We start from the raw sequence: 23005 nt of genomic DNA, 5'->3' as shown, positions 1-23005 counted from the left end.
CCGAGGCAAAGCCACGACCCGAGGAACACGAACCCCATAGGAGGCTGTGCCGCTCGGGTGAGCTGGCCGAACACAGCAAAACCCGAAGCTGCCAAAGGGCGGTGCGGTAGATGGGGCGGGTGCGGGGTGAAGGTCAGCGTTCTTACCCGGGGAGATCTGCCGGGAACGCCAGCAACGCTGGTAACCTGCGTCGGGAGACGCAGCTGAACCGGCAGAAGTCAGCAAAGGCCATAGTACCGGCAGGGGGACGCCCCAACCGGGAAGGGCCGAACGTCAGGAAAGGGGTGAACCCGTTGCGTTCGAGCAGCCCGCGACAAACGCAGAAGACCCCGAACGGGACCTGCTCGCCGGAGGTAGCGGTGAAGCCGCAAGGGACGGCGAGAGGGTGGAGTGGGCAGCCGGCACAAGACGGAACGTCACCCCGCGGGGAGCACAGCAACCTGATGGAGCAGGTGGTGGCCAGGGAGAACATGCTGGCCGCCCTGAAACGGGTGGAGCGGAACGGAGGCGCCCCCGGCGTGGACGGTGTCCCCACCGAACGGCTGCGGGACCAGATTCGCGTGGAGTGGAGCCGCATCCGTGAGGAACTGCTCCAGGGGACCTACAGACCGCAGCCAGTCCGCCGGGTCGAAATCCCGAAACCGGGCGGCGGCAAGCGGATGCTGGGGATTCCCACCGTGATGGACCGCCTGATCCAGCAGGCACTCCTGCAAGTACTGACGCCGATCTTTGACCCGACATTCTCCGAATCCAGCTACGGCTTTCGGCCGGGGCGGCGGGGTCATGATGCGGTCAGGAAGGCACGTCAGTACGTGGAGGAAGGGTACGACTGGGTCGTGGACATGGACCTGGAGAAGTTCTTCGACCGGGTCAACCACGACGTGCTGATGGCCCGCGTGGCGCGGCGGGTAACGGATAAGCGTGTGCTGCGGCTGATCCGGCGGTACTTACAGGCCGGGGTCATGCTGAACGGGGTAGTCGTGGCGACGGAGGAAGGGACGCCGCAGGGCGGTCCGCTGAGTCCGCTGCTGGCGAACATCCTGCTGGATGACCTCGACAAGGAGCTGGAGCGCCGTGGCCACCACTTTGTCCGGTACGCCGATGACTGCAACATCTACGTCCGCAGCAAGCGGGCGGGAGAACGGGTCTACAGGAGCGTGCGCCACTTCCTGCAGGAGCGGTTACGGCTGAAGGTCAACGAGGAGAAGAGCGCAGTAGACCGGCCGTGGAAGCGGCAGTTCCTCGGGTTTAGCTTCTACAAGCACCGGGGAGTGCGCATCCGGCTGGCCCCGAAGAGCCTGAAACGCGTGAAGGACAAGCTCCGCACGCTGACGGACCGCAACCGCAGCCAACCGAATCCGGTGCCTGAATGCCTACTTGCGGGGCTGGGTTGGGTACTATGCGCTCTCCGATGCCAGGTCAGCCTTTGAAAGACTCGAAGGATGGCTGAAGCGTCGGCTGCGAGCATGCGTATGGAGGCAGTGGAAGCGTGTACGCACGCGCTTTCGGGAGTTACGCGCCCTCGGTTTGCCCGAATGGGTAGTCTACCAACTCGCCAACAGCCGCAAAGGCCCGTGGCGGATGGCAGGTGGCCCACTAAACAGCGCCCTGGGCGACGCCTACTGGCGTGCCCAGGGGCTGATAAGCCTGACCGAATGCTATGAAGCGACTCGTCAATCCTGGCGAACCGCCGGATGCGGACCCGCATGTCCGGTGGTGTGAGAGGACGGGGGCTAGCCGCCCCCTCCTACTCGATCGGCAGGCGCCCGGCGGGGCGGCGCGTCGTCTTCAGGACGGCTCGTCCAGCAGGGCGCGGGCGCGCGCGAAGATCTCACGCCACATCGGCGCTGTCAGCACGCCGGTGTTGGTGTTCTGGCGGCTTGGGTGGTAGCTGGAGAGCAGCACCGGCAGCCCGGGGATGCGGTATTCGGCGCCGTGCCGGAAGTCGATCCGGCCCGGGTCAAAACCCTGTGCCCGCCGCAGCCGGACGTAGGTGTCAAACGCGATCCGGCCCAGGGCGAGCACCACCCGCACCCGGGTCAGCATGGCCAGTTCGGCCTCCAGGAAGGGGCGGCAGGCGGCGATCTCGCCGGGGGACGGCTTGTTCCCGGGCGGGGCGCAGCGGACGACGTTGCTGATGTAGGCGTCGGTGAGGGTGAGCCCGTCGTCCCGGCTCACGGACTCCGGCCGGTCGGCGAAGCCGAACTCGTAGAGCGCGCCGTAGAGCCAGCGCCCGGAGTCATCGCCGGTGAACATCCGGCCGGTGCGGTTGGCCCCGTGGGCGCCGGGGGCCAGCCCGAGGATGAAGAGGCGCGCCTCCGGGTCGCCGAATCCGGGGACGGGCCGAGCCCAGTACTCCTGGTCCCGGTACCGGCGGACGCGTGTCTGCCCCACCTCCGCGCAGTAGGTGCGGAGGCGGGGGCAGCGGTCACATTCGATGATGTCCCGGTGCAGCCCTTCCAGGCACCGGGTGCGCTCCGGGACGAGGTGCGGAGGATGGTCGGCGCACCCCGGGGCCGCAGGCCCGGGGTGCGGCGCAGACAGGTTCAACGGTTCATGCGTCTTCATGCAGCACTGGTTCTACGGCCGGGCCGGCGTTCCCTGCCGCAAGTTCAGTGCACGCCCGTCTCGGGAGGGAACGTGAGCCGGCGCGCGTCCTCCGGCGACGGCTGCGGTGGGTCCCCGTCGGGCGCGCCGGCCTGTGCCGGCTCCGACTGAGCCGCCTCCGCCGCCGCGATGGCCTGCTCCAGCAGGGTGATGTGCAGGGCCGTCCAGGCCTTCTGGCTCTGGTGGACGTAGAAGCCCAGCAGAACCAGGGAGCCGAAGAGCAGCCAGGTGACGAAGACCTGCCAGATGGGCAGCCGGTTCAGCACTTCCTGGAGCCGGGCGCTGACGATCAGGCCGAAGAAGGGGATGGCGGAGAGCGCGAGCGGGATGATCCCGATGCCGCTCTCCTCTTTTCGTGCCCAGGCCAGCATCAGAAGACGCTCCTGCTGGCTGAGGCGCGCGTAGTAGTCCGCGATGGTCCGGACGTGGTCCAGGTGGCGGATCGGGCCCGGCGGCGGCTCGGGGTGCTCCCGCCGGATGGCGCGGTAGAAGCGGTCGACGTCGCCGCGCATCATCACCTGCACCTCCTGCGCCGTAGTATGCCCTTGGCCGTCCCCGACGCGGCCCGGGTCGGCACGCTGCCGACCTGGTGGTTCGTCGCCGATCGTCGGTTGATCCGAACCATTTGGGGGTCGCGAAGCATCCTTTGACTGGACGCTTCATCTACCGATCATCACGACGTGGACAAAAGGAGGTTGGAGCGAGTGCGACTGATCCGGCGCGCGCTGCTGGGGCTCCTGCTGACGGCTCTGGCGGCGAACCTGGCCCTGACGACCTGGTTCCGGGTGGAAGAGCACGAGTCGGCGCTGGTGCTCACGATGGGGCGAGCCACCCGCCAGGTGGACAAGGGCGTGCATACCAAGCTGCCCTGGCCGTTGGAGACGGCGGTGGTGTTGCCGACCAAGCAGACCCAGGAGCTGCAGTTCGGCTTCCGGGAACAGAACGGCCGGGTCCAGCTGGTGGAGGACGAGGCGCTGATGATCACCGGCGACGAGAACCTGGTGTGGGCCGATCTCCTGGTGGAGTGGCGCATCCAGGACATCGAGAAGTACCTCTTCGCCGTGGACGACCCCGATCGGCTGCTCCGCAACGCCACCGCGGCCGCCCTGCGCTCGGTGATGGGCACCACGGGCCTGGACTTCGCCATCACCACGGGCAAGTTCGAGATCCAGGAGGAGGTGGAGCGGCAGCTGGTGGAGCTCATGGACTCCTACGGCGCCGGCATCATGATCATCGACGTCAAGCTGCAGGACGTGGAGCCGCCGCAGCAGGTCTCCGCCGAGTTCAAGGCGGTGACCGACGCCCGGGAGGCCCAGCAGACCAAGATCAACGAGGCCGGCAAGTACGAGGCCGAGCGGATCCCCGCGGCCCGGGCCGAGGCCCAGAAGCTGCTGGAGCAGGCCGAGGCCAACAAGCAGGCCCGCATCAACCAGGCCCTGGCTGAGGTGGCCCAGTACAAGGCCATCTACGAGGCGTACAAGGCCAACCCGGACGTGACCCGGGAGCGGCTCCTGCTGGAGACCCTGGAGCAGATCCTGCCCGGGGCGGACATCGTCATCGTGGATTCCAGCGAGGGCACGGTGAAGTACCTGCCCATCGTGCCGGGAGGGGGTGGCAGCCAGTGACGCCGGAGCGTGAGCCCATCGATCTGAAGATCCAGGTGAACCCGGGCGAGGTGAAGCGGCTGCTGGCGTGGATCGTCGCCATCGCCGTGATCGCCGGGGCGCTCAGCCAGGTGATCTTCGTCCGGGAGGACGAGTACCTGGTGATCCGTTCCTGGACCGGCGTGGTGCAGCGGGTGGTGACCGAAGCGGGGCCGACCTTCAAGATCCCCCTGCTCCAGTCGGCGCAGACCCTGCCCAAGCATCGCGTGGTGCACGACAGCAACCCGGCGGAGCTGCTCACCGCCGACCAGAAGCCCATCATTGTGGACCACTACACTGTCTGGCAGATCACCGACCCGCGCCTCTTCGTGCAGAACACCCAGACCGTGGCGCGGGCGGAGCAGCGCATCGACGCGGCCGTCTACTCCACCGTCCGGGGCGTGCTGGGCCGGCTGAAGTTCGGCGAGATCATCTCGGAGGGCGAGTCGGCCCGGGGCAACCTGAACCAGGAGGTCACCCGGCTGGTCAACGAGCAGCTGGCCAGCTACGGCATCACCGTCCACGACGTGCGGCTGAAGCGGACCGACCTGCCCCCGCAGAATCTGGAGTCCGTGTTCAACCGCATGAAGTCGGAGCGGTCCAAGATCGCCCAGGACTACCTGTCGCAGGGCGACGAGCAGGCGGCCATCATCCGGGCCCGCACCGACAAGGAGGCGACCCTGATCGTCTCCGAGGCGGCCCGGAAGGCGGCCGAGATCGAGGCCGAGGGCGAGGCGGAGGCCGCGCGCATCTTCAACGAGGCGTACGGCGCCGACCCTGAGTTCTACGCCTTCTACCGCACGCTGGAGTCCTACAAGACCACCCTGAACGGCAAGCCGACGATCGTCATCCCCATCGACTCGCCGTACGCCCGGCTGCTGATGGGCCAGTGAGAGTCAGTCCGTGTGCGGTCTGCGACATCGCGAAGTGCGGCGCCCTGCTGGGCGCCGCACTTCGCTATGGGCTGCCGGCCTGCACCGGCCGGTCGGTGTACCAGGAGGCCTGGGCGTTCCAGAGCCGGGCGTAGAGGCCGCCCTGCGCCAGCAGCTCGTCATGGCTGCCGTCCTCCACGATCCGGCCCTGGTCCGGCACCAGCACCCGGTCGCTGTAAGGGGCGACGCCGAGCCGGTGGGAGACGACGATGGCCGTGCTGCCTGCGCCCATTTCCAGCATGCGGGGGCACAGCTCCACCTCGGTTACGGGGTCGATGGCGGCGGTGGGCTCGTCCAGGACCACCAGTCCCCGCCGCCGGACCAGCCCCCGGGCGATGGCCACCCGTGCCCACTCGCCCCCGAGAGTTCCCGGCCGCCGAACTCCGCACCCAGCCACTGGTCCAGGTCGGCGTGAAGGGCGACCCCGGTTCGCCGAAGCACCGCCCGCAGGTGGTCGTCGTTGTGCAGAAGGCTCAGGTCACCGAACCCGACGTTGTCCCGCAGCGGGAGGGAGTAGCGGGCAAAATCCTGGAAGACGGCGCCGCGGACGGCATGCCCCACGGCACCCGTGCCGACGTGCACGCTTCCCCGCGTCGGCGGGTAGAGCTCGAGGATGAGCGCCGCCAGCGTGCTCTTGCCCGCGCCGTTGGGGCCTACCAGCACCACCACCTGCCCCGGCGGGATCGCCACCGCGATCCGGTCCAGGACATCCTGGTCTGCGCCCGGGTAACGGAAGGAGACCTCCCGCAGCGTGACGGGCAGGGGCCCGGGGGGTGTCCGTCTGCCCAACCGGCCCGCCGCCCCGGAGAGCCGGCCCGTGTTCTGTGGCTTCCTGAAATACCCAGCCTGACGGACAACAGAAGGGGCTGCCCCAAGCAGAATGATCTGCTGTTGGGACAGCCCCCGTCGGATCGTCGGCTCAGTCTTCCAACACCTTCTCCATATGCACGTGCGGAATCCCCGCGTCCAGGAACACCTCGGGCGACGTGGTCCGGTACCCCAGCCTGCGGTAGAACGGCTCGGCGTGGGTCTGGGCGCCCAGCACGAACCGCCGGAAGCCCATGGCCCGCCCCATCTCCTCCAGGGCTCCGACCACCGCCCGGCCGTAGCCCTGGCCCCGGAACTCCGGCAGCACCGCGATGCGCTGCAGCTTGCCGGTCCCCTCGCCGTAGGGGATGATGCGCCCCGTGGCCACCGGGCGGCCTGCGGGGTCCAGGGCGAGCACGTGGGCCGCAGTATGGTCGAGGCCATCCAGCTCCTCCTCGGGCGGGACGTTCTGCTCTTCGATGAAGACCTTGCGCCGGATGGCGAAGGCCGCCTCCAGCTGCTCCGGCGTGGTCACGCGCACGGTGCGGATCGCCACCGCACTCACCCCCTTACTCGGCCGGCGGGCGGGGACCGCCCGCCCGGTCGCCGAACACCTCATGCCACTTGGCCATGGTGGCCAGCACCTCCCGGGGCTTGGACCCCTGGTGGGGGCCGATGAACCCCATCTCCTCCAGCTGGTCGATGAGTCGGACGGCCTTGGTGTAGTTGCACCGCAGCCGCCGCTGCAGCAGGGACACCGAGGCGTGCCCGTGCTCGATGATGATGCGGGCGGCCTCGGGCAACGCCTCATCCACGGCGGATTGCGGCGCGGCCGCTTCCTGGGCGGCCTGAGGCCCGTAGGTGCCGTTGCGGCCGCGGCGGCCGCCGTTCTCCAGGGGCACCTCCTGCGCGGTGTACTCGGGCCGGCCCTGGGCCTTCACAAACTGGACCAGCTTTTCCACCGATGCCTCGCTGATGTACGCCCCCTGCGCCCGGATCGGCTTGGGCAGGCCGGCGGGGTGGTAGAGCATGTCGCCGCGGCCCAGGAGCCGCTCGGCGCCTGCCGCGTCCAGGATCACCCGGGAGTCCACCTGGGACGAGACGGCAAAGGCGATGCGGGACGGGATGTTGGCCTTGATGAGCCCCGTGATCACGTCCACCCGGGGCGACTGGGTCGCGATCACCAGGTGGATGCCGCAGGCCCGCGCCATCTGGGCCAGCCGGCAGATCGCGTCCTCCACGTCCGCCGGGGCCACCATCATCAGGTCGGCCAGCTCGTCGATGAAGATGACGATGTAGGGCAGCGGCCTGCGGGGGTGGTCCGGGTCCGGGCCGGGATTGTCCCGCACCAGCTGGTTGTACTGGGTGATGTTGCGCACCCCCAGCGCGGCGAAGAGCTCGTAGCGGGACTCCATCTCCTTGACCGCGCCCTTCAGGAACCCGGCCGCCCGGCGCGGATCGGTGACGACCGGAGCCATCAGGTGGGGGATGCCGTTGTACATCGACAGTTCGACCATCTTCGGGTCGATCATGAGCATCTTGACCTCGTCCGGCCGCGCCTTGTAGAGCAACGAGCAGATGAGGGTGTTCATGCAGACCGACTTGCCGGAACCGGTGGCCCCGGCGATGAGCAGGTGGGGCATGCGGGCCAGGTCGCCCACCACGGGGTTGCCGGCGTTGTCCTTGCCCAGGGCGACCGTGAGCTTCGATGTGCTGGCCAGGAACTCCGGCGACTGCAGCACCTCCCGCAGGGGCACGGCCAGCCGCTCCTTGTTGGGCACTTCGATGCCCACCGCGGACTTGCCGGGGATGGGCGCCTCCACCCGCACGTCGGTCGCGGCCAGAGCCAAGGCGATGTCGTCGGCCAGCGCGGTGAACTTGTTCACCCGCACCCCCGGCCCCGGCTGCAGCTCGTACCGGGTCACCGCGGGCCCGAAGGAGAAGTCGACCACGGTGGCCTCCACCCCGAAGCTGGCCAGGGTGCGCTCCAGGAGCGACGCCCGTTCCAGGATCTCGTCCTCGGACAGGCCCCGCTCGCTCTCGGGCAGCGGGAGCAGGTCGAGGGAGGGGAGGTGGTACTCCGCCCACCCGGCCGGGGCTTGACGGTCCCGGGCGTCGGGATCCGTGTCCGCCGTCGATACCGGAGCGTGTGTGGAAGCAGGCTCGGGAGCAGGCCCAGGTACCGACTCGGCGCCAGGTCCTGGGGCGGGCTCGGCAGCCGGCTCGGAAGACGGCCCGGCAGCTGACCCGACACCACGTCCGGGAGCAGACCCGGCAACCAATCCGGGAGCCAACCCGGAAGCCGGTCCGGGAGCAGGCCCAGGGGCGGGTTCAAGTCCAGGCGCAGGCCCGGGAGCGGGTCCGAGGGCAGACCCGGCAGTCGGCCCGGAAGCAAGCCCCGGACCAGATCCTGCATTAGATCCGGGGGCGGGCTCGGTATCCGGACCGAAAGCCGGTCCGGGAGCACGCCCAGGGGCCGGTCCGAAAGCAGGTCTTTGAGCAGACTCGGCGGTTGACCCGAAAGCAGGTCCGGGTGCAGGTGCGGGAGCTGGCCTGATAACCGGCTCGGGATCAGACACGGAAGCCGACCCAAGTGCAGGCCCAGGGGCCGGTCCGAAAGCAGGTCTTTGAGCAGACTTGGCGGTCGACTCGAAAGCAGGTCCGGGTGCAGGCACAGTAGCTGGCCCGAAACCAGGCCCGGAAACAGGTCCGGCAGGCGACCCGATAGCAGGCCCCGGAGCAGACCCGGCCGTCGACCCGGGAACCGGGTCAGGCCCTGACCCGGCCTCCGCGAGCCCCAGGGCAGCCCGCTCCGCTTCCGTCAATCCCGGAAGCCGGAGCGGCTGCGGGAGGTCGGGTGCAGGCGCTTCCGGCAGCGCCGCGGCGGCCACCTCCGGAGGTGCCCCGGCCACCAACTCCGGAGATGCCCCGGCCGCATTCCCCCCGGGGTCTGCGGCCAGGATCCCCGACGGGCCGACGGGGACGCCGGAGGCGAAGGTGCCCGCGGTCGGCGGCGCTTCCTCCCCGGATTCGGCGCCCGGGGAGGAAGGAACCGCCCCCATCGACGGGGATGCGGCCTCCGCAGTCTCGTCCTCCGGGCCGGCAATCCGCGGTCGCTGGCGGACGGTGTGCTCCATCCCCGCCAGGATCGGTCGGGATTCCGGGTTGCCGAACAGGGGCGGCGGCAGCGGGGGCGGGACCCGTGACGGCACCGGACCGGGCGCGGAGGCATGGGTGTGCTCCTGGTCCGCCGCGGGGACGGGTCGCCGGCGGGCAGGGGACGGTGCGGCGGCCGGTACCCGGGAGGTCTTGGACGGCCACGAGTCGGGAAGGGTGTTGTACTCGGGGCGCACGGCGTTGGGCGTGCGCAGCCTCCTGCCGGCGGCGTCCTCGGACGGACCGTGCGGCTCCTCCGCATCGGCCCGGCCCGGGGCCGCTGCGGCCGGTCCGCGCTGCCCCGCCATGTGGTTGAGGAGCAGGAGCAGGGCGGTCCCCGCGGCTGCGGCGGCGGTCGTCCAGAAGTCCGCCCGGCCTGTCCACCAGAGCGCCAGCCAAACGCCCAGGCCGAGGCCGACGATCGCCGCGGCCCTCGGGCCCGTCTGTTGCGAACGGTTTCTGCGACTCAAGCCGGAGCCCCCCAGTCTCCAACCAGAGAGCGGAGCCCGTGTGGCTCCGCCCTCTGGACGCGTTTCCCAACCCACTGCAGTATCATGGTAGATTCTACAAAGCGGCCGGACTCTCCTGCCACCGTCGGTTTCGTGGCCCGGTGGCCGGCGCGGCCGCGGTCCACACCGGCTGCGCGGCCCGGGAGGTCCTCCGGGTCGGTCAGCTGCGCATCGGCAGGTGCAGGAGGCGAGAAACCAGCCGCTCCGCCCACGTGACCGCCAGGTAGAGCAGGGCCGAGATGACCGCCAGGATGACCACCGAGGTCATCACCAGCTGCATCTGGAAGACCTGGCCCCCGTAGATGATCAGGTAACCCAGGCCCGCCCGGGCCGACAGGAACTCGCCGACGATCACCCCCACCAGCGTCAGGCCGATGTTCACTTTCAGGGCAGCCATCACCGTGGGCAGGGAGGAGGGGATGACCACCTTCCGCAGGATCTGCCCCCGGGTGGCGCCGAACGTGCGCATGACCAGCACCTGGTTGGCCTCGACCTCGCTGAACCCGGCGTGCAGCATCACAATGGTCACGACCACCGAGATGGCCACGGCCATGCCGTAGACCGACAGTGTGTGGCCCAGCCAGATGTAGAAGATGGGGCCCAGGGCGATCTTGGGCAGGGCGTTGAGCACCACCAGGTAGGGGTCCAGCACCGCCGCCAGGGCCGGCCACCACCAGAGGGCGATCGCGACGCCGAGGCCCAGGGCCATGCCGATGGCGAACCCGGCCAGGGTCTCCCGGAGCGTCACCCCCAGGTGCATCCAGAGGGAGCCGGAGGAGGCCATGCTGACCAGCGTCCTCCAGATCTGGCTGGGACGGCTGGTGAGCATGGGGTTGACCCAGTAGCGGTCCGCCGCCACCTCCCACAGCAGGAGGACGATCCCCAACAGGGCGACCTGGGCGGCGGTCACCGTCTGCCGGCGCCGCCGCTGCGCCTGCCGGTAGCGGGCGAGCAGCGCCTCGTCGGAGGACCCGGGATCAGCCTTCCGGGGGGTCCAGCTCGGCCCAGATCCGGTGGAAGTACCCGCCGTATTCGGGCGCACTGCGGGCCTGAAACGGGATCGGCCGCTCGGGGCCTGCGAAGCGAATTTCATGTACGGACTTCACCCTTCCCGGCCGCCGGGACAGGACGATGACCCGGTCGGACATGGAGATGGCCTCGGAGATGTCGTGGGTGACCAGCAGGACGGTCTTCTGCTCCGAACGGAGGAGGCTCCACACCTCGTCGATGAGCGTCAGCTTGGTCTGGAAGTCCAGTGCGGAGAAGGGCTCGTCGAGCAGCAGGATGTCCGGGTCGATGGCGAGGGTCCGCACCAGGGCCGCCCGCTGCCGCATGCCCCCCGACAGCTGATCGGGGTAGGCGTCGGCAAAGGCGGAGAGGCCCGTCTTGCGGAGCAGCCCGGCCACCCGGTCCCGCGCCCGGGCCATGTCCTGTCGCTGCACTTCCGGACCGATCAGGCAGTTCTCCGTGACCGTCCGCCATTCGAACAGGTAGTCGCGCTGCAGCATGTACCCCACCCGCCGGGAAGGGCCGCTGACCGGCTCGCCGTCCAGGAGCACCCGGCCGGCGGTGGGCCGCAGGATCCCGGCGATGAGCGACAAGATGGTGGACTTGCCGCAGCCGCTGGGGCCGACGATGGAGACGAACTCCCCCGGCCAGACCGCGAGGCTGACGCCGGCCAGGGCCTGCGTCGCCCCCCGGGGGGAGAGGTAGGTCAGCGAGACCTCCTCCAGGGTGATGCGGGGACGGTCCATGCGCCCGACCTCCTCTATTTCACCTGTCTGACCGCCTCCTCAGCAAACCGGTTGGTCGCGATGGCGTCGAACGGGGCACGCTGGTCCGGCTCCAGCACGCCGCCGGCGATCATGAGGTCCTGGAGCTTTTCGTAGTCCTCGGGCTTCATCACCGGCGTGTGCACCCAGCCGCCCTCGTCCCGGTACCGCTGGATCGAGGAGGCGAGGATCTCCACATCGGTGCCCTCGAAGAACTGGGCCACCTCCTGGGCGACGACCTTCGGGTCGGCCTCGAAGATGTACTTCTGGGCCCGGTAGATCGCGTTGGTGTACCGCTGGATCACGTCGGGATGCTCCGCGATAAACTTGTCGGTGGCCAGAAAGGCGGTGTAGGGCATCTCGCCGTAATCGGCGCCGAGGTAGGTGGCCAGATAGGCGTGGCCGCCTTGCACCAGCTCACTCACGCTTGGCTCAAAGACCTGTATGTAATCCCCCTGCCCGCTGAGGAAGGCCCCCACCATGGCGGTCGCCGCGAGGTTGTCGATGTACTCCAGGTCGGTCTCCGGGTCCAGGCCGTGCTGCCGGAGGATGGCCTCGGCCACCAGCTGGGGCATCGAACCGGGCCGCCAGCCAATGATGGACTTGCCCTTCACGTCCGTCCAGGAGAACTCGCCTTCGGGTTTCTCCCGGGCCAGCAGGAAGGAACCGTCGCGGGCCGTGAGCTGGGCGAAAATCTTCACCTTCACCGGCGAATCCTGGTTGTGGACGAAGACGGCGGTCTCCGGACCGACCATGGCGATGTCGGCGGTGCCGGCCAGCAGGGCCGCCGCGCCCCGGTCGGAGCCCTGGGCCGTGGAGGAGACGACCTCCAGCCCCTCGTCAGCGAAGAAGCCCTTGGCCTGGGCCACGTACTGCGGAGCGTAGAAGATGGAGTGGATCACCTCCGTGAACCGTACGGTGAACTTCTCGTCCTTCGGCGCCGAGCGCGGACTGCACGCAGCGAGCAGCGCCGCCGTCAGCACAAGCGCCAGAGCCGCGCCGGCGGGCCGGAATCTGCGGTTCCACATCTGCCCATCCTCCCCCTGTACTCCGCCCATTGCGGATGGGCGGGAGATTCCCCATCACGGTATGCAGGCGGCGTGCGATGGGTCCACGCGGCGGGGGCTCTGTCCGGCGCACGTCGCCCGGACCAGCGCCGGCGCCAGGCCGGACCGAGGGGCACGCGTCACCCCGGCCGGGGCAGGAAGGGAGGCGCCGGCCTGCTGGAGAAACTGGGTGCGGCGGAGTTCTTTTGCGATCTGGCAGGCGCAGGAGGGGTTGGCTGTGGTGTTCGGCCTCTTTGGGAAGCGGAGCAAGCCTGTAACCGTGGCGGCGCCACTGGCGGGCGAGGTGCGGCCCATCAGCGAGGCGCCCGACCCGGTGTTCGCGGAGAAGATGCTGGGCGACGGGTTCTGCGTCTTTCCGGCCGCAGTGGACCGAACGACCGTCGTGAGCCCGGTGGACGGCGAGGTGGTCAACCTCTTCCCCACGGGCCACGCCGTCGGTCTCCGCACCCCCGACGGGCTGGAGGTGCTGGTGCACGTGGGCATCGACACGGTGAAGCTGCAGGGCCGGGGTTTCCGGGCGCTGGTTGCCCAGGGGGACCGGGTCTCGGCCGGGCAGCCGATGCTGGAGGTGGACCTGGGTTCGATCCAGAGCGACGTGCCTTCCCTGGCCACTCCGGTGCTGCTGACGAACCTGGATGACAAGCGGACGTGGCGGCTCGACCGGCAGGGGAAGGTGGAGGCGGGGGAACCGGTGGCTACGGTGGACCCGTGAGAACGGCGAACTGCCACGGGCCGGGGAAACGAACGGAAACGGGGCGGGCAACCGCCCCGTTTCCGCGTGGAGGCTCGACGGGTGGATTCTACAGGGGATGGGTGACGGCGCATGCTGCGGGCGAAATGTGCAGTGGCGGGAGGGGGACGGGTGCACATTTCGCCTCGAACTGGGGGGACGGGGGAGAGGTTGCGCGCGAAATGAGCAGTGGCGGGAGGGGGACGGGTGCACATTTCGCCTGGAACTGGGGGGACGGGGGAGGGGTTGCGTGCGAACTGTGCAGTGGGGGGAGGGAGACGGGTGCACATTCCGCCTCGAACTGGGGGGACGGGGGAGAGGTTGCGCGCGGAATGTGCAGTGGGGGGAGGGGGACGGGTGCACATTTCGCCTCGAACTGGGGGGGCGAGGGAGAGGTTGCGTGCGAAATGTGCGATGGCGGGAGGGGGACGGGTGCACATTTCGCCTCGAACTGAGGGGACGGGGGCGAAGGTACGGGCAAAATGTACAGTGGTGGGCGTCTGCCGGTGCACATCTGGTGGGGTGCACATTCCGTCGGGGGCACGACCCGAGGGAGGATCGGTGAAACGGACTTGACCGGCGATCCGTCAGAATTGGCGGAAACACGGGTCGCAGGACCCGAGGCCGGGTGAGCGAGGGGGCCGGCCACCAGTGGCGGGGGGGGGGGGAAGGTGCGAGATGGTGAAATGGATCGCAGGACTGGTCGCGCTGGCGGTCGCGGTGGGCGCGGCCATTTGGGTCGGGTACAGCCGCGGGCACGGCGGCCTGCCCGCGGTCTTCGGTTCCCTGGAGCGGTCGGTGGCGATCAGGGCTGACTATCAGGTCTACACCACCCTGGAAGAACTGGTGGAGGAGGCGTCGGTGATCGCAGTGGGGATGGTGGAAGGGGTGGAGGGCACCCGCAACCTGGCCCGGGACCCGGACAACCCGGATCTGCCGCACCCCAGCCTGGAGATCATCGGATACGACTACCGATTTGTGGTGGAGGAGTACCTGAAAGGCGATGGTCCCGACACGATCCTGGTGACCGAGGCCAGGAAGTTCCTGTCCCACGGTCGGGAAGGGATTCCGGCTGAGCCGCCCGCTCCGGAGATGGAATCCGGCGGCCGGTACATCCTCTTCCTGAACAGGGCGGCCGACGCGGAAGGGCGCTGGATCGGGGTCGCGGAGCCGTGGCGGTTTGCCCTGAGGGACGCGGAGGTTCAGGTCGAAAGCATGTGGGAGGCTGCACCGAGGGCGTTTCCCTCGGTGGGGGAAGGGGAGTTCGTGGACCAGATCCGCACCCTGGTCAGCGCCCTGTGACCCGGCCGTGGCCGACCCCCGGTGCGGTGGCCCTTCGCCCCGTATGGGGACGTCACCCGCGTACCGGGTCGCGGCGGTCTGGCGGTCCCGCATCGGGACCGGGGGTGCAACCAACTCCATACCCAGGAACCGTTTGCATAGGGCGACACAAAGTCAAGTAGGAAATCTTCTGGACTGCGCCGTACCTCTTCCGTGAGGTGAGGCGCAGTGACGGCGGAACGGTTTCTGCGGGCCTACAACCGCATCGACGACTACTTGCGGGGTCTCATGGACATCGACCGCACCCGCTACGGCTTCGCCAGCGTGGTGGATCAGGCCGCAAAGCGTTACAGCGTGGTCCGGCGGTACGCCGATGACCTGAAGGAGTTCGGCGCGCTGCGCAACGCCATCGTCCACGACAAGGAGTTCCCCGCCCGCATCATCGCCGATCCCCGTCCCGAGGTCGTCGAGGCCATCGAGCGGCTGGCCGACATCATCCTCGACCCGCCGCGGGTATACCCGCTGTTCGGGCGGGAGGTCCGGCGGCTCTCCTGGGACGACCCCATTGCCAAGCCTCTGCGGTGGATCCGCGAGTACCACTACACCCAGTTCCCGGTGTACCGGGAGCGGCGGTTCGCCGGGTTGCTCACCTCCCGCTGCGTCGCCCAGTGGCTGGCCGACTCGGTGCACAACGGCGGCGTCGAGTTCGGCGGGGTCACCGTGGGTGACGTGCTGCGCCACGACGAGTACGAGGGGCGGCGGGTGGTCTTTGTCGCCCGCGACGCGACTTGGTACGACGCCGTCGAGCTGCTCTCCCCGGCGAAGGGAAAGCGCCGGGCGTCCTTGGAGGCCATCCTGATCACCGCAAGCGGCCGGGACGACGAGGAGCTCCTGGGTATCATCACGCCGCGGGATCTTCTCCACCCGCCGGCCGGCGTGTCGTAAGGGCCCGCGGAATCGACACAGCCCCGCTGCCTGCATGGCGGCGGGGCTGTACTGTTGGGAACGGCCAGACCAGAACCCGGATCGGCCGAACGAACGAAGGGTAATTCAGAAATAAAAGCGAAGACACGAAATCATGCAGGAAATGTAGCCGGAGGGATGCAGGTTGACAGACGCCCTGAAAGCGTTGGAGGCCGTGCACGACCGGTACCTGACCATCATGGAGCGCGCCTACCGGACGGGAGAGACCGATGTGCTGGCTTAGCTGTTCGGGCAGACCTACCACGGGTACGTCGGCACGCCCGACCGGGAGCGGGCGGACTACTTCGAAGCGGACGAGGCGGTCGCGGGCATCCGCCACACCGCCGAGGCCGCGCCGGGGGCCCGGACAGGATGCGTGAACCGGCTCATCCGCATGCCGTCCGAGACCAGCGCCGTGGTGTTCTACGAGAAGCCCATGGAGCTCGGGGGGCGCACCGTATCCGCCTTCGTGCTGGAGGTGTGGCGGCAGGTGGACGGACGCCGGGTGCTCATCCGGGAGACGGTCGAGCACATCTGGCGCGCCCGGCCCGTCCGGCGACCGGCCCGGGCGCCTCCGTCAGAGCTCCTTGCGGAAGAACACCTCGCCGATCCCGCCGTCGTTGATCCCCGCGATGAGGCCGCACTCCCGGAAGCCGACGGCCCGGTGCCACGCCTGCGGTTCGGGCTCGTTCACCTGGCAAGAGGAAAGGAGAAAGGTGTATCCCCGTTCCCGCAGGTGGGCCTCGACGAACGCCAGCACGGCCCGGCCGATGCCCTGTCCCCGGTGGGTGGGCTCCAGCCAGATCAGGCCGATGTAGGGGATCTTCCCCCAGATGTACTCCAGCCGCACGTATCCGATCGTTCGGCCAGCGCGCTCCACCAGGAGCAGCTCGTGCAGGGCGATCTTGTGCGCGAAGGCCGGCCCGGGCAGATAAGGATCCATCCGCCGGCACGTCTCTTCATCTTCGAGGCCTGCGAACCGGATGCGCAGGTCTTCCAACCGAAAATCCTCCCCACCCAGATTCTTCTTCGTGGGCTAACCGCACTGTATGACCAGTGCCAGGGACTGCGGGCTGCACGGGGTCGGACAGGCGAAGATGTAGACCCGCCCGACATCTCCCCACATGAGCCCCGTGTCAGGCTCGGAGTCCAGCTGCCAGATCAGCCGCATGCGCCGGCCGCATCCCGGACACGAGGGCCACTCCGGGCCCTGGCTCCAGTCGGGCCAGCCGCCCGGCCGGCTCTCCACCCTGCGGCGCCGGAGCGAAGACCTGGCGCGCGGCGTTGTAGGCTTCCCAGGCGTTCTCCCCCAGCCCGGGGCCGGCCAGCTCCGGCCGGGCGTCCTCCCAGTGGGGCGTCGAGCGAACCGGCTCCAACCTGATGCGGCACGGAACCCGGTTCCACTGCGTGTTACCAGGATCTTCGACCTCGGGAGGCGGGAGGTCCGTCAGCCTGACCCCATCGACTTCGTCGTAAACAGAACAGGACGCCCCGATCTGCCCGCCGCAACAGGCGCGCGGCCGCACCGCCGTCCCGCCGGAGAACATCGCGCCCGCCCCGAGGGGCCCGGCGGCCCGGTAGTCCGCCACGAGCCGCGCCCCCGTGAGCTGGAGCGGATGGAGCTCTTCCAGCCCTGCGCGACCGCCCGCCACCTGCACATCTCCTCCTTAACCGTTCAGGCGCGTTGCGCCTGAAGACGATCGCCGTAGGATTGTTCTGGGAATTGGATGCGCGTCTTGCCTCCCTGGTTCCGGAGGGCGTCGGGTATCCCAGGCCGAGACCCGGCAGGCAGATGGGTTGGTTTCGCCACGGGGTAGAAAAGGGTGAACTTATGGACAACTCCTGTTCCTCGCCGTATCATGGAGCAACAGCCCCGGGGCGGAGTTCAACCACATACGGAGGGATGCGGAATGGCAAGGCGGCGCGTGCTCGTGCCCGCCCTGGCCGCGGGCCTGGTCCTGCTCATGGGGTCGACGGCGCTGGCGCAGCCGGCGGTCCGGCTGCCGCAGGCGCAGGACAGCAAGTTTATCGAGGACAGGGTGGAGGTTTCCGTCCGCCGGGAGGACGGCGGGCTCTCCACGCAGGCGACCAAGTACACCAAGACGGTGACCATCACCCGGTCGTTCAAGAGCCTGGCCGGTCTCACGGTGGCCAAGCATTACTCCCGGACCACCTGGACGTACGGCGGCGGCACGCTCTACAGCAGCCCCCGCGGCATCGACGTCGACTGGTGGACCGCCCCGCTGAACAACTACAAGACCCACTCGGCCAAGTGGGACTGGTACACCACGGGCAAGGGCGGCACCGGCCGTTCCAACACGCAGGTGCAGTTCGTGTTCGGCGTGCCCACGCCGTGGGGGCCGGTGGGCAGTTCCTATTCGAGCCGCATCTACACGACGGTGAACGGCAACGGCGGCTATAGCTACTTCTAGACCCTGATCTTCGGCACAGGAGGGCGGTTGTCCCCATGCGTTCCCTCGACCTGGTGACCCGGGACCTGTCCAAGCGGTTCGGTGAGCGCTGGGCCCTGCGGGGACTCAGCTTCGCGGCGGTGCCGGGCTCCGTCACGCTGCTGGCGGGCCGCAACGGCGCCGGCAAGACGACCTGGATGCGCGTGGCCACGGGCCTCGCGCACCCCTCCTCCGGTGCGGTGCTTTTCGGCGGATGGCCGGCGGGACGGGTGCGGACCCGGCTGGCGGCGGTGTTTGACGACGCTCCGGTCTATCCCCTGCTCACCGGCGCGGAGAACCTGGAGGTGCTCTCCGGCGGGTGCCCGCTGCGGACCGCTCCGGCCAGGGCCCTGGTGGACGAGCTGGACCTGGGGTCGCTGCTGCCGCTCCGGGCGGACGGGCTCTCCTTCGGCCAGCGGAAGCGGCTGGCGGTGGCGGCCGCCCTCCTGCGCCGTCCTTCCTGGCTCCTCCTGGACGAGCCCTCCGTCGGGCTCGACTCGGGGGCGTGGGGCGCGGTCGCCGGTACCCTGCGCCGGCTGGCGGCGGAGGGCGCCTGCATCGTGGTGACGGGGCAGGACCTGAAGAACCTGGAGGAGCTGGCCGACCAGATCGTCGTCATCCGGGACGGCGCGGCGGTGTTCGCGGGAACGCGGGCGGAACTGCAGCGGCTCCACCCGCCCCGGGTGCGGGTGCGCACCCCTGCCGCCGACCGGCTGCGGGCGCTCTTCCCGCAGGCCGAGGTGCTGGCAGAGAGGCCCGTGCCGTGCCTGGAGATCCCGTGCGCCAGCGGCGCCGAAGGCGAGGCGCTGCTGGCCCGGATCCGGGCCTCCGAGATCCCCCTCCAGTCGCTGGAGCTTAGGGCCGCCACGCTGGAGGAAAGCTTCCGCCGGCTGGGGTTGTATGACGGGGAGGAGCAGCAGGAGGTGGCGCCGTGAGCCTGTGGTCGCTGCTGCGGACGGAGGGCCGCCTGGTGTGGAAGGGCCGCTGGGTGGCCCTTCTCACGCTCGCGCTCGCCGCGGCGAGCGTGTGGGGCGGCCCCTTCGGCACCTATCGCTACGCGGTGCGCAGCGCGGAGCGCATCCACGCGCTGCGGGCGGCCTACGAGGCCGAGTTCGCCGAGCTCATCCTGGACGACCTCGTCGCCGAGCTGCAGGGGACGCTTGCCCTGCTCCATCCCGCCATGGGGCCCAACTACCTGCTGGCCATCCTGGCGGTGCTGGGGACGATGGTGCTGCCCATCTGGGGCGCCCAACTGGTCGGCAACGAGTTCCGGCACCGCACGGCCAAGGCGCGGGCGGCGCACGTCGGCTGGGGGGCGATGGTGGCGGCGAAGGTCGCCTGGCTGCTCCTGCTCAGCGCCGGGCTGGCCGCGCTCTTCGCCGGGATCGGCGCCCTGAGCGGCCAGGTAACTTGGCGCGCAGCGCAGGACGCCCTCCTGCTCGCCGGCGAGGTGACCCCGCCGCCGCTGAAGGCGCCCCTGTTTGCGCAGGCGCTGACGGCGGCCCTGGGCCTCTTCTTCTTCGGCCTGGTCGGCCTGCTGGCCGCCCTGGTCACGCGCAGCGCCCTTGCCGGCGCGCTCGTCGGCCTCGCGCTGCCTTACGTGGAGGCGTTCGTCATCGGTACGCCCGAGTGGGGGTGGCTGCTTCCCCGCATCGCCTACGGCAACCTGATGGTGGACCACTTCGTCTACCTGCCCGGGGGCATGGTGGGGGAGCCCCTGGCCCTGGTTCCGGCGCCGGCGCCCTGGGTTTCCTGGGCCGTCGTCGCCGGCTGGACCGTCCTGGCATGCCTCGCCGCCCTGCGCCTGGGTCAACGGCAGCAGATCCTGAGCTGAGTCACCGGTCAAGCCGGTGCCGCATACCCTATCCCGCACAGGAGGGGAGGGGTAGCGGTGCTTGCCATGTTGGGACCCTTGGCCGAAGCCATCGTGCGCAGCATGCTGCTGCTGGCCGGGTTCGTGGCCAACTCCGGTACGTTCCCACAGCCGCTCAGCGAAGAGGAGGAGGCGAAGTACCTTTCCCGTCTCCAGAACGGCGACGAGGAGGCCCGGGCCGTCCTGATCGAGCGGAACCTGCGGCTGGTCGCCCATATTGTGAAGAAGTTTGATAATACAGGCGAGGATGTTGATGATCTAATCTCCATTGGAACCGTCGGTCTGATAAAAGCAATCGGCACATTTAAACCAGAAAGAGGCACGCGCCTGGCTACATATGCGGCGCGCTGTATCGAGAACGAGATCCTGATGCACCTGCGCAGCCTGAAGCGGGTGCGGGGCGAGGTCTCCCTCTACGACCCCATCGGTGTGGACCGGGAGGGCAACGAGATCACCCTCATCGACGTGCTCGGCTCCGACCCGGACGTGGTCCCCGACCTGGTGGGCAAGCGGCTGGACGAGTCCAAGCTGCGGGAGAAGCTGAAGAAGCTGGGCGGCAAGGAGCGGCAGGTGCTGGAGCTGCGCTACGGCATCGCCGGCGGCCCGCGCAAGACCCAGCGGGAGATCGCGCGCATGCTCGGCATCTCCCGGAGCTACGTCAGCCGCATCGAGAAGAAGGCGGTGATGAAGCTCTGCAGGGAGCTCTTCGAAGAGGGGTATGGCAACTGAATCGGTGAAGGGCCCGGATGCCGGCGCACCGGGCCCTTGTCGCGGCGCCGTGTCCTCTGACAGCGAAATGGAACCGCCCGCATATTAGAACTCGTTTTTGACATTGCATATCTAAGACGCTGCGTTTTGATGAAGCTTAGGCAAACTCTGCTGGCACTGGGGGCGCAACCGTGCGAGTCCGCAAGCTGATTGCCGAAACCGTATGGGAAATCGCGGGCGTGATGCTCCTCGTTCTCTTCGTGGTCCTCATCGCCACCATGCCGCCCTTGGACCTGACGCCGAATCCGGACAGCCTCATCGGCTATACGATCCAGGTCGACACCGAACAGTGGGGCCAGACCCTGCGGGCCTACCTGCAGACCCTTGGGTCCGGCTCGCTCGGCACCAACCGCCGGGGCCACGACGTGGCCGGGCTGTTGCTGCCCCGCATCCTGAACACGCTCCGGCTGGTCGCGATTTCGTTGGCGTTCGCCCTCCCGCTCGGGGTGGTCAAGGGACTCCGGGACTTCCAGGCGCTGCGGCGGCGGGGCTCGGCGGTGGGGCCGCTGCTCACCGGCCTGCTCCAGGGGGTTCCCGACTTCTTCCTGGTGATGCTGCTGCCGATCGGGGTGGTTTAGTTCTACCAGCGGACCGGCTTCCGCCTGTTGCCCGTGGCCTGGGATGAGGCACGGCCGGTTGCGAGCATGGTGCTCCCGGTCGCGTGTCTGGCGCTGCTCCCCCTGGTCACGGTGGCCCGCATCACCGCGCAGGCAATGGCCGGCGTCTACGGGCAGGACTACATCCGCACCGCCCGCGCCAAGGGGCTGCCGGAGCGGGTGGTGATTTACAAGCACGCCCTGGCCGGCGCGCTCGTCCCGATTCTGGACGCCATGCCGGGCGTGCTCACCGTCGTCTTCTCCAACGCCCTCGTGGTGGAGCTTCTCTTCCATTACCCGGGCGTGACCAACCTGCTCCAGGACGCCGCCAGCCCTCCCGGCCTCGTCGCCGACCTGCGCAGGTCGCTGCCGCCGCCCGACGTGCCGGTGCTGGTCGCCGCCGGCGCGTCGCTCGGGCTGATCTTCGCCCTGCTCTACGCCGCGGTCTCGGTTCTGCGCAGGGTGGTCGATCCGCGGCTGAGGGGGCGTGATCTGCCGTGAGCGCCGCGCAGAAGGGGTCCCGCCTCCCCCTCATTGCAGGCGGACTGCTGGTCGGCCTGCTGCTGCTGGCAGCTGTGTTCGCCGACGAGATCACCGCCGTCTCGCCCCACTACTGGGATGCCCGCAGCAGCATCCTGGAAGGCAGGCCGCCCTTCCCCCCGGGCCCCGGTCACCCGCTGGGGACCGATGAGTGGGGCCGCGACGTGTGGAGCCGCGTCGTCTACGGCACTCGTTGGTCGCTGCTCTTTGCGGCCCTGGTGACGGCCGGCCGGATGCTGATCGGCCTTGCGGCGACCTTTGCGGCGGTCTACGGTCCCCGGCGCCTGGGCTGGCTGGTGGACAAGCTGTACGTGATGACCACCGCGATCCCGCCCCTGGTCACCTATCTGCTTCTGCTGTCGTCACCGGTGAAGAACACCATCGGGCTCTGGCCCAACGTGGCGCTCACCGCCTGCGTGCTCACCCTGGTGGAGTGGCCCCGGGTCGCGGTGACGCTCAAGGGCAGGCTCCAACAGCTGATGGCCGAGCCCTTCGTGGAGGGGGCCGTGGCCGTCGGCGGGAGCCGCTGGCACGTCTTCCACATCCACCTGCTGCCCCACCTCTGGCCGACCCTGCTCCACCTGGTGGCCGCGGAGATGGCCCGGGCTCTCTCGGTCATCGCGCAGATGGGCATCTTCGGCATCTTGTTCGGCGGCGGGATCATGGTGGTGGGGGACGCACGGAACCCGGACAGGTGGTACCAGGTCAGCGGGCTTCCCGAGTGGGGTTCGCTGCTCAGCGACGGCCGTCTGCAGGTGCTCTCCCGGCCCTGGATCGCCTTTCCGCCCGCGGTGGCGTTTCTCATCGCCGTGACCGGCTTCACCCTGCTCTCCCAGGGGCTGGAGGGGCTCAACCTCCCCGTCGCCCGCATCAAGGAGCGCACCACGGGGCGGCTTTCGCGCAGGTGGCGGTGGGCGCTGGCGGCCCTGCCCCTCTTTGGCCTGCTCTGGTACTACCAGGGGCTGCCCTGGGACCGGGCGGCCGGAATCCAGGCCCTGGCAACCCGGCAGGCGGCGGCGCTTTCCGCCGGGGATGCGGAGGGGTACGCGGGCACCGTGGCGCCCGGGAGCGACGCGCTGCGGGCGGACGCCCGCCTCCTGGCCGCCGCCCTGGCCGGGGAGCGGGTGGAGTCGGTGGACGTGGCGATGGAGGAGGTCCGGCTGCGGGGGGCCCGGGCGCAAGCCCGGCTCACCATGACGGTCACGTTCGCCGACAGCCCTCCGCTGCACCTCAGCCGGCCTGTGGACCTGGTGCGCCGCCTGGGCACGTGGTACGTGGAGGACCGGGAGCTCTACACCCTGCGCGGGTAAC

22 protein-coding genes and 2 pseudogenes are annotated in these 23005 nt (G+C 69.3%); 13 read left to right on the top strand and 11 right to left on the bottom strand.

Going from position 1 to position 23005, the window contains the following annotated elements; all coding sequences use genetic code 11:
* The first annotated feature begins 443 nt into the window (after positions 1-443).
* A pseudogene (ltrA, locus tag STH_RS09930) lies at positions 444-1722 on the top strand (group II intron reverse transcriptase/maturase).
* A gap of 66 nt (positions 1723-1788) precedes the next feature.
* Here the strand turns inward: ltrA and STH_RS09925 are convergent.
* A complete protein-coding gene (locus STH_RS09925) occupies positions 1789-2550 on the bottom strand; it encodes a uracil-DNA glycosylase (RefSeq protein WP_011196106.1) in 762 nt (253 codons plus the stop codon).
* Between the two features lie 62 nt (positions 2551-2612).
* Positions 2613-3122 (bottom strand): hypothetical protein, encoded by a 510-nt coding sequence (locus tag STH_RS09920; RefSeq protein ID WP_043713875.1) that lies wholly within the window; start codon positions 3120-3122, stop codon positions 2613-2615.
* A gap of 189 nt (positions 3123-3311) precedes the next feature.
* On the opposite strand from STH_RS09920, the gene hflK reads away from it, so the two are divergent.
* Positions 3312-4232 carry an FtsH protease activity modulator HflK gene (gene hflK, locus STH_RS09915; protein WP_148205550.1) on the top strand — a complete coding sequence of 307 codons (921 nt, stop codon included), beginning with the start codon at positions 3312-3314 and terminating at the stop codon, positions 4230-4232.
* Positions 4229-5143, top strand: coding sequence for a protease modulator HflC (hflC, locus tag STH_RS09910; RefSeq protein WP_011196103.1), 915 nt, complete (start codon positions 4229-4231; stop codon positions 5141-5143). The genes hflK and hflC overlap by 4 nt, the downstream gene beginning before the upstream one ends.
* Positions 5144-5207: 64 nt before the next feature.
* Here the strand turns inward: hflC and STH_RS17265 are convergent, their stop codons facing one another.
* The 7 genes and pseudogenes from STH_RS17265 to STH_RS09880 form a co-directional block, all read right to left on the bottom strand.
* Positions 5208-5486: a hypothetical protein gene (locus STH_RS17265; protein ID WP_158506902.1), complete on the bottom strand. Its 279-nt coding sequence runs from the start codon at positions 5484-5486 to the stop codon at positions 5208-5210.
* Positions 5447-5971, bottom strand: coding sequence for an ATP-binding cassette domain-containing protein (locus tag STH_RS18830; RefSeq protein ID WP_011196101.1), 525 nt, complete (start codon positions 5969-5971; stop codon positions 5447-5449). The genes STH_RS17265 and STH_RS18830 overlap by 40 nt, the downstream gene beginning before the upstream one ends.
* A gap of 130 nt (positions 5972-6101) precedes the next feature.
* Positions 6102-6545, bottom strand: coding sequence for a GNAT family N-acetyltransferase (locus tag STH_RS09900; RefSeq protein ID WP_011196100.1), 444 nt, complete (start codon positions 6543-6545; stop codon positions 6102-6104).
* Positions 6546-6558: 13 nt separating this feature from the next.
* A pseudogene (locus STH_RS19420) lies at positions 6559-8172 on the bottom strand (DNA translocase FtsK); the annotation flags it as partial.
* A 1642-nt stretch (positions 8173-9814) separates the two neighbouring features.
* The gene (locus STH_RS09890; protein WP_242654528.1) at positions 9815-10696 is read right to left on the bottom strand and encodes an ABC transporter permease; all 882 of its coding nucleotides are present in this window, start codon (positions 10694-10696) and stop codon (positions 9815-9817) included.
* On the bottom strand, positions 10632-11408 hold the full coding sequence (locus STH_RS09885; protein ID WP_011196097.1) for an ABC transporter ATP-binding protein: 777 nt from the start codon (positions 11406-11408) through the stop codon (positions 10632-10634). The genes STH_RS09890 and STH_RS09885 overlap by 65 nt, the downstream gene beginning before the upstream one ends.
* Before the next feature lie 14 nt (positions 11409-11422).
* Positions 11423-12454: an ABC transporter substrate-binding protein gene (locus STH_RS09880; protein ID WP_070105454.1), complete on the bottom strand. Its 1032-nt coding sequence runs from the start codon at positions 12452-12454 to the stop codon at positions 11423-11425.
* A 259-nt stretch (positions 12455-12713) separates the two neighbouring features.
* Between STH_RS09880 and STH_RS18825 the strand changes: the two genes are divergently transcribed.
* The 3 genes from STH_RS18825 (at position 12714) to STH_RS09865 (ending at position 15449) form a co-directional block, all read left to right on the top strand.
* Entirely contained in the window at positions 12714-13205 is a 492-nt protein-coding gene (locus STH_RS18825) for a PTS sugar transporter subunit IIA (RefSeq protein ID WP_043715546.1), read from the top strand.
* 696 nt (positions 13206-13901) lie between these two features.
* Positions 13902-14525 carry a hypothetical protein gene (locus STH_RS09870; RefSeq protein WP_011196093.1) on the top strand — a complete coding sequence of 208 codons (624 nt, stop codon included), beginning with the start codon at positions 13902-13904 and terminating at the stop codon, positions 14523-14525.
* 207 nt (positions 14526-14732) lie between these two features.
* On the top strand, positions 14733-15449 hold the full coding sequence (locus STH_RS09865) for a CBS domain-containing protein (RefSeq protein ID WP_011196092.1): 717 nt from the start codon (positions 14733-14735) through the stop codon (positions 15447-15449).
* Between the two features lie 595 nt (positions 15450-16044).
* Here the strand turns inward: STH_RS09865 and STH_RS09860 are convergent.
* Both STH_RS09860 and STH_RS09855 read right to left on the bottom strand, forming a co-directional pair.
* Positions 16045-16467: a GNAT family N-acetyltransferase gene (locus STH_RS09860; RefSeq protein ID WP_011196090.1), complete on the bottom strand. Its 423-nt coding sequence runs from the start codon at positions 16465-16467 to the stop codon at positions 16045-16047.
* Positions 16468-16603: 136 nt separating this feature from the next.
* Positions 16604-17119 carry a hypothetical protein gene (locus tag STH_RS09855; RefSeq protein ID WP_043713874.1) on the bottom strand — a complete coding sequence of 172 codons (516 nt, stop codon included), beginning with the start codon at positions 17117-17119 and terminating at the stop codon, positions 16604-16606.
* A 258-nt stretch (positions 17120-17377) separates the two neighbouring features.
* Between STH_RS09855 and STH_RS09850 the strand changes: the two genes are divergently transcribed.
* The 7 genes from STH_RS09850 to STH_RS19710 all read left to right on the top strand — a co-directional run bounded on the left by STH_RS09850 (position 17378) and on the right by STH_RS19710 (position 23004).
* Positions 17378-17899 carry a hypothetical protein gene (locus STH_RS09850; RefSeq protein ID WP_043713873.1) on the top strand — a complete coding sequence of 174 codons (522 nt, stop codon included), beginning with the start codon at positions 17378-17380 and terminating at the stop codon, positions 17897-17899.
* A 35-nt stretch (positions 17900-17934) separates the two neighbouring features.
* Positions 17935-18852, top strand: coding sequence for an ABC transporter ATP-binding protein (locus STH_RS09845; RefSeq protein ID WP_011196087.1), 918 nt, complete (start codon positions 17935-17937; stop codon positions 18850-18852).
* A complete protein-coding gene (locus STH_RS09840; protein ID WP_011196086.1) occupies positions 18849-19751 on the top strand; it encodes an ABC transporter permease in 903 nt (300 codons plus the stop codon). The genes STH_RS09845 and STH_RS09840 overlap by 4 nt, the downstream gene beginning before the upstream one ends.
* 102 nt (positions 19752-19853) lie before the next feature.
* On the top strand, positions 19854-20519 hold the full coding sequence (sigK, locus tag STH_RS09835; protein WP_420834791.1) for an RNA polymerase sporulation sigma factor SigK: 666 nt from the start codon (positions 19854-19856) through the stop codon (positions 20517-20519).
* 170 nt (positions 20520-20689) lie between these two features.
* The gene (locus STH_RS09830) at positions 20690-21136 is read left to right on the top strand and encodes a hypothetical protein (protein ID WP_011196084.1); all 447 of its coding nucleotides are present in this window, start codon (positions 20690-20692) and stop codon (positions 21134-21136) included.
* A gap of 66 nt (positions 21137-21202) precedes the next feature.
* Positions 21203-21655: an ABC transporter permease subunit gene (locus tag STH_RS09825; RefSeq protein ID WP_043713872.1), complete on the top strand. Its 453-nt coding sequence runs from the start codon at positions 21203-21205 to the stop codon at positions 21653-21655.
* Positions 21652-23004 (top strand): ABC transporter permease, encoded by a 1353-nt coding sequence (locus STH_RS19710; RefSeq protein ID WP_011196082.1) that lies wholly within the window; start codon positions 21652-21654, stop codon positions 23002-23004. Before STH_RS09825 ends, STH_RS19710 begins: the two co-directional genes overlap by 4 nt.
* Position 23005: the final 1 nt, after the last annotated feature.

It is taken from the genome of Symbiobacterium thermophilum IAM 14863, assembly GCF_000009905.1.
Classification (GTDB): domain Bacteria; phylum Bacillota; class Sulfobacillia; order Symbiobacteriales; family Symbiobacteriaceae; genus Symbiobacterium; species Symbiobacterium thermophilum.
This window is presented reverse-complemented; position numbering and strand designations above follow the sequence as displayed.

Coding starts and splice junctions, on each gene's coding strand:
- sigK (WP_420834791.1), top strand. CDS start 19,854: ATGCTGCTGCTGGCCGGGTTCGTGGCCAACTCCGGTACGTTCCCACAG.
- STH_RS09850 (WP_043713873.1), top strand. CDS start 17,378: ATGGCAAGGCGGCGCGTGCTCGTGCCCGCCCTGGCCGCGGGCCTGGTC.
- STH_RS09920 (WP_043713875.1), bottom strand. CDS start 3,122: ATGATGCGCGGCGACGTCGACCGCTTCTACCGCGCCATCCGGCGGGAG.
- STH_RS09825 (WP_043713872.1), top strand. CDS start 21,203: ATGGTGCTCCCGGTCGCGTGTCTGGCGCTGCTCCCCCTGGTCACGGTG.
- STH_RS09880 (WP_070105454.1), bottom strand. CDS start 12,454: ATGTGGAACCGCAGATTCCGGCCCGCCGGCGCGGCTCTGGCGCTTGTG.
- STH_RS09885 (WP_011196097.1), bottom strand. CDS start 11,408: ATGGACCGTCCCCGCATCACCCTGGAGGAGGTCTCGCTGACCTACCTC.
- STH_RS09845 (WP_011196087.1), top strand. CDS start 17,935: ATGCGTTCCCTCGACCTGGTGACCCGGGACCTGTCCAAGCGGTTCGGT.
- STH_RS09870 (WP_011196093.1), top strand. CDS start 13,902: ATGGTGAAATGGATCGCAGGACTGGTCGCGCTGGCGGTCGCGGTGGGC.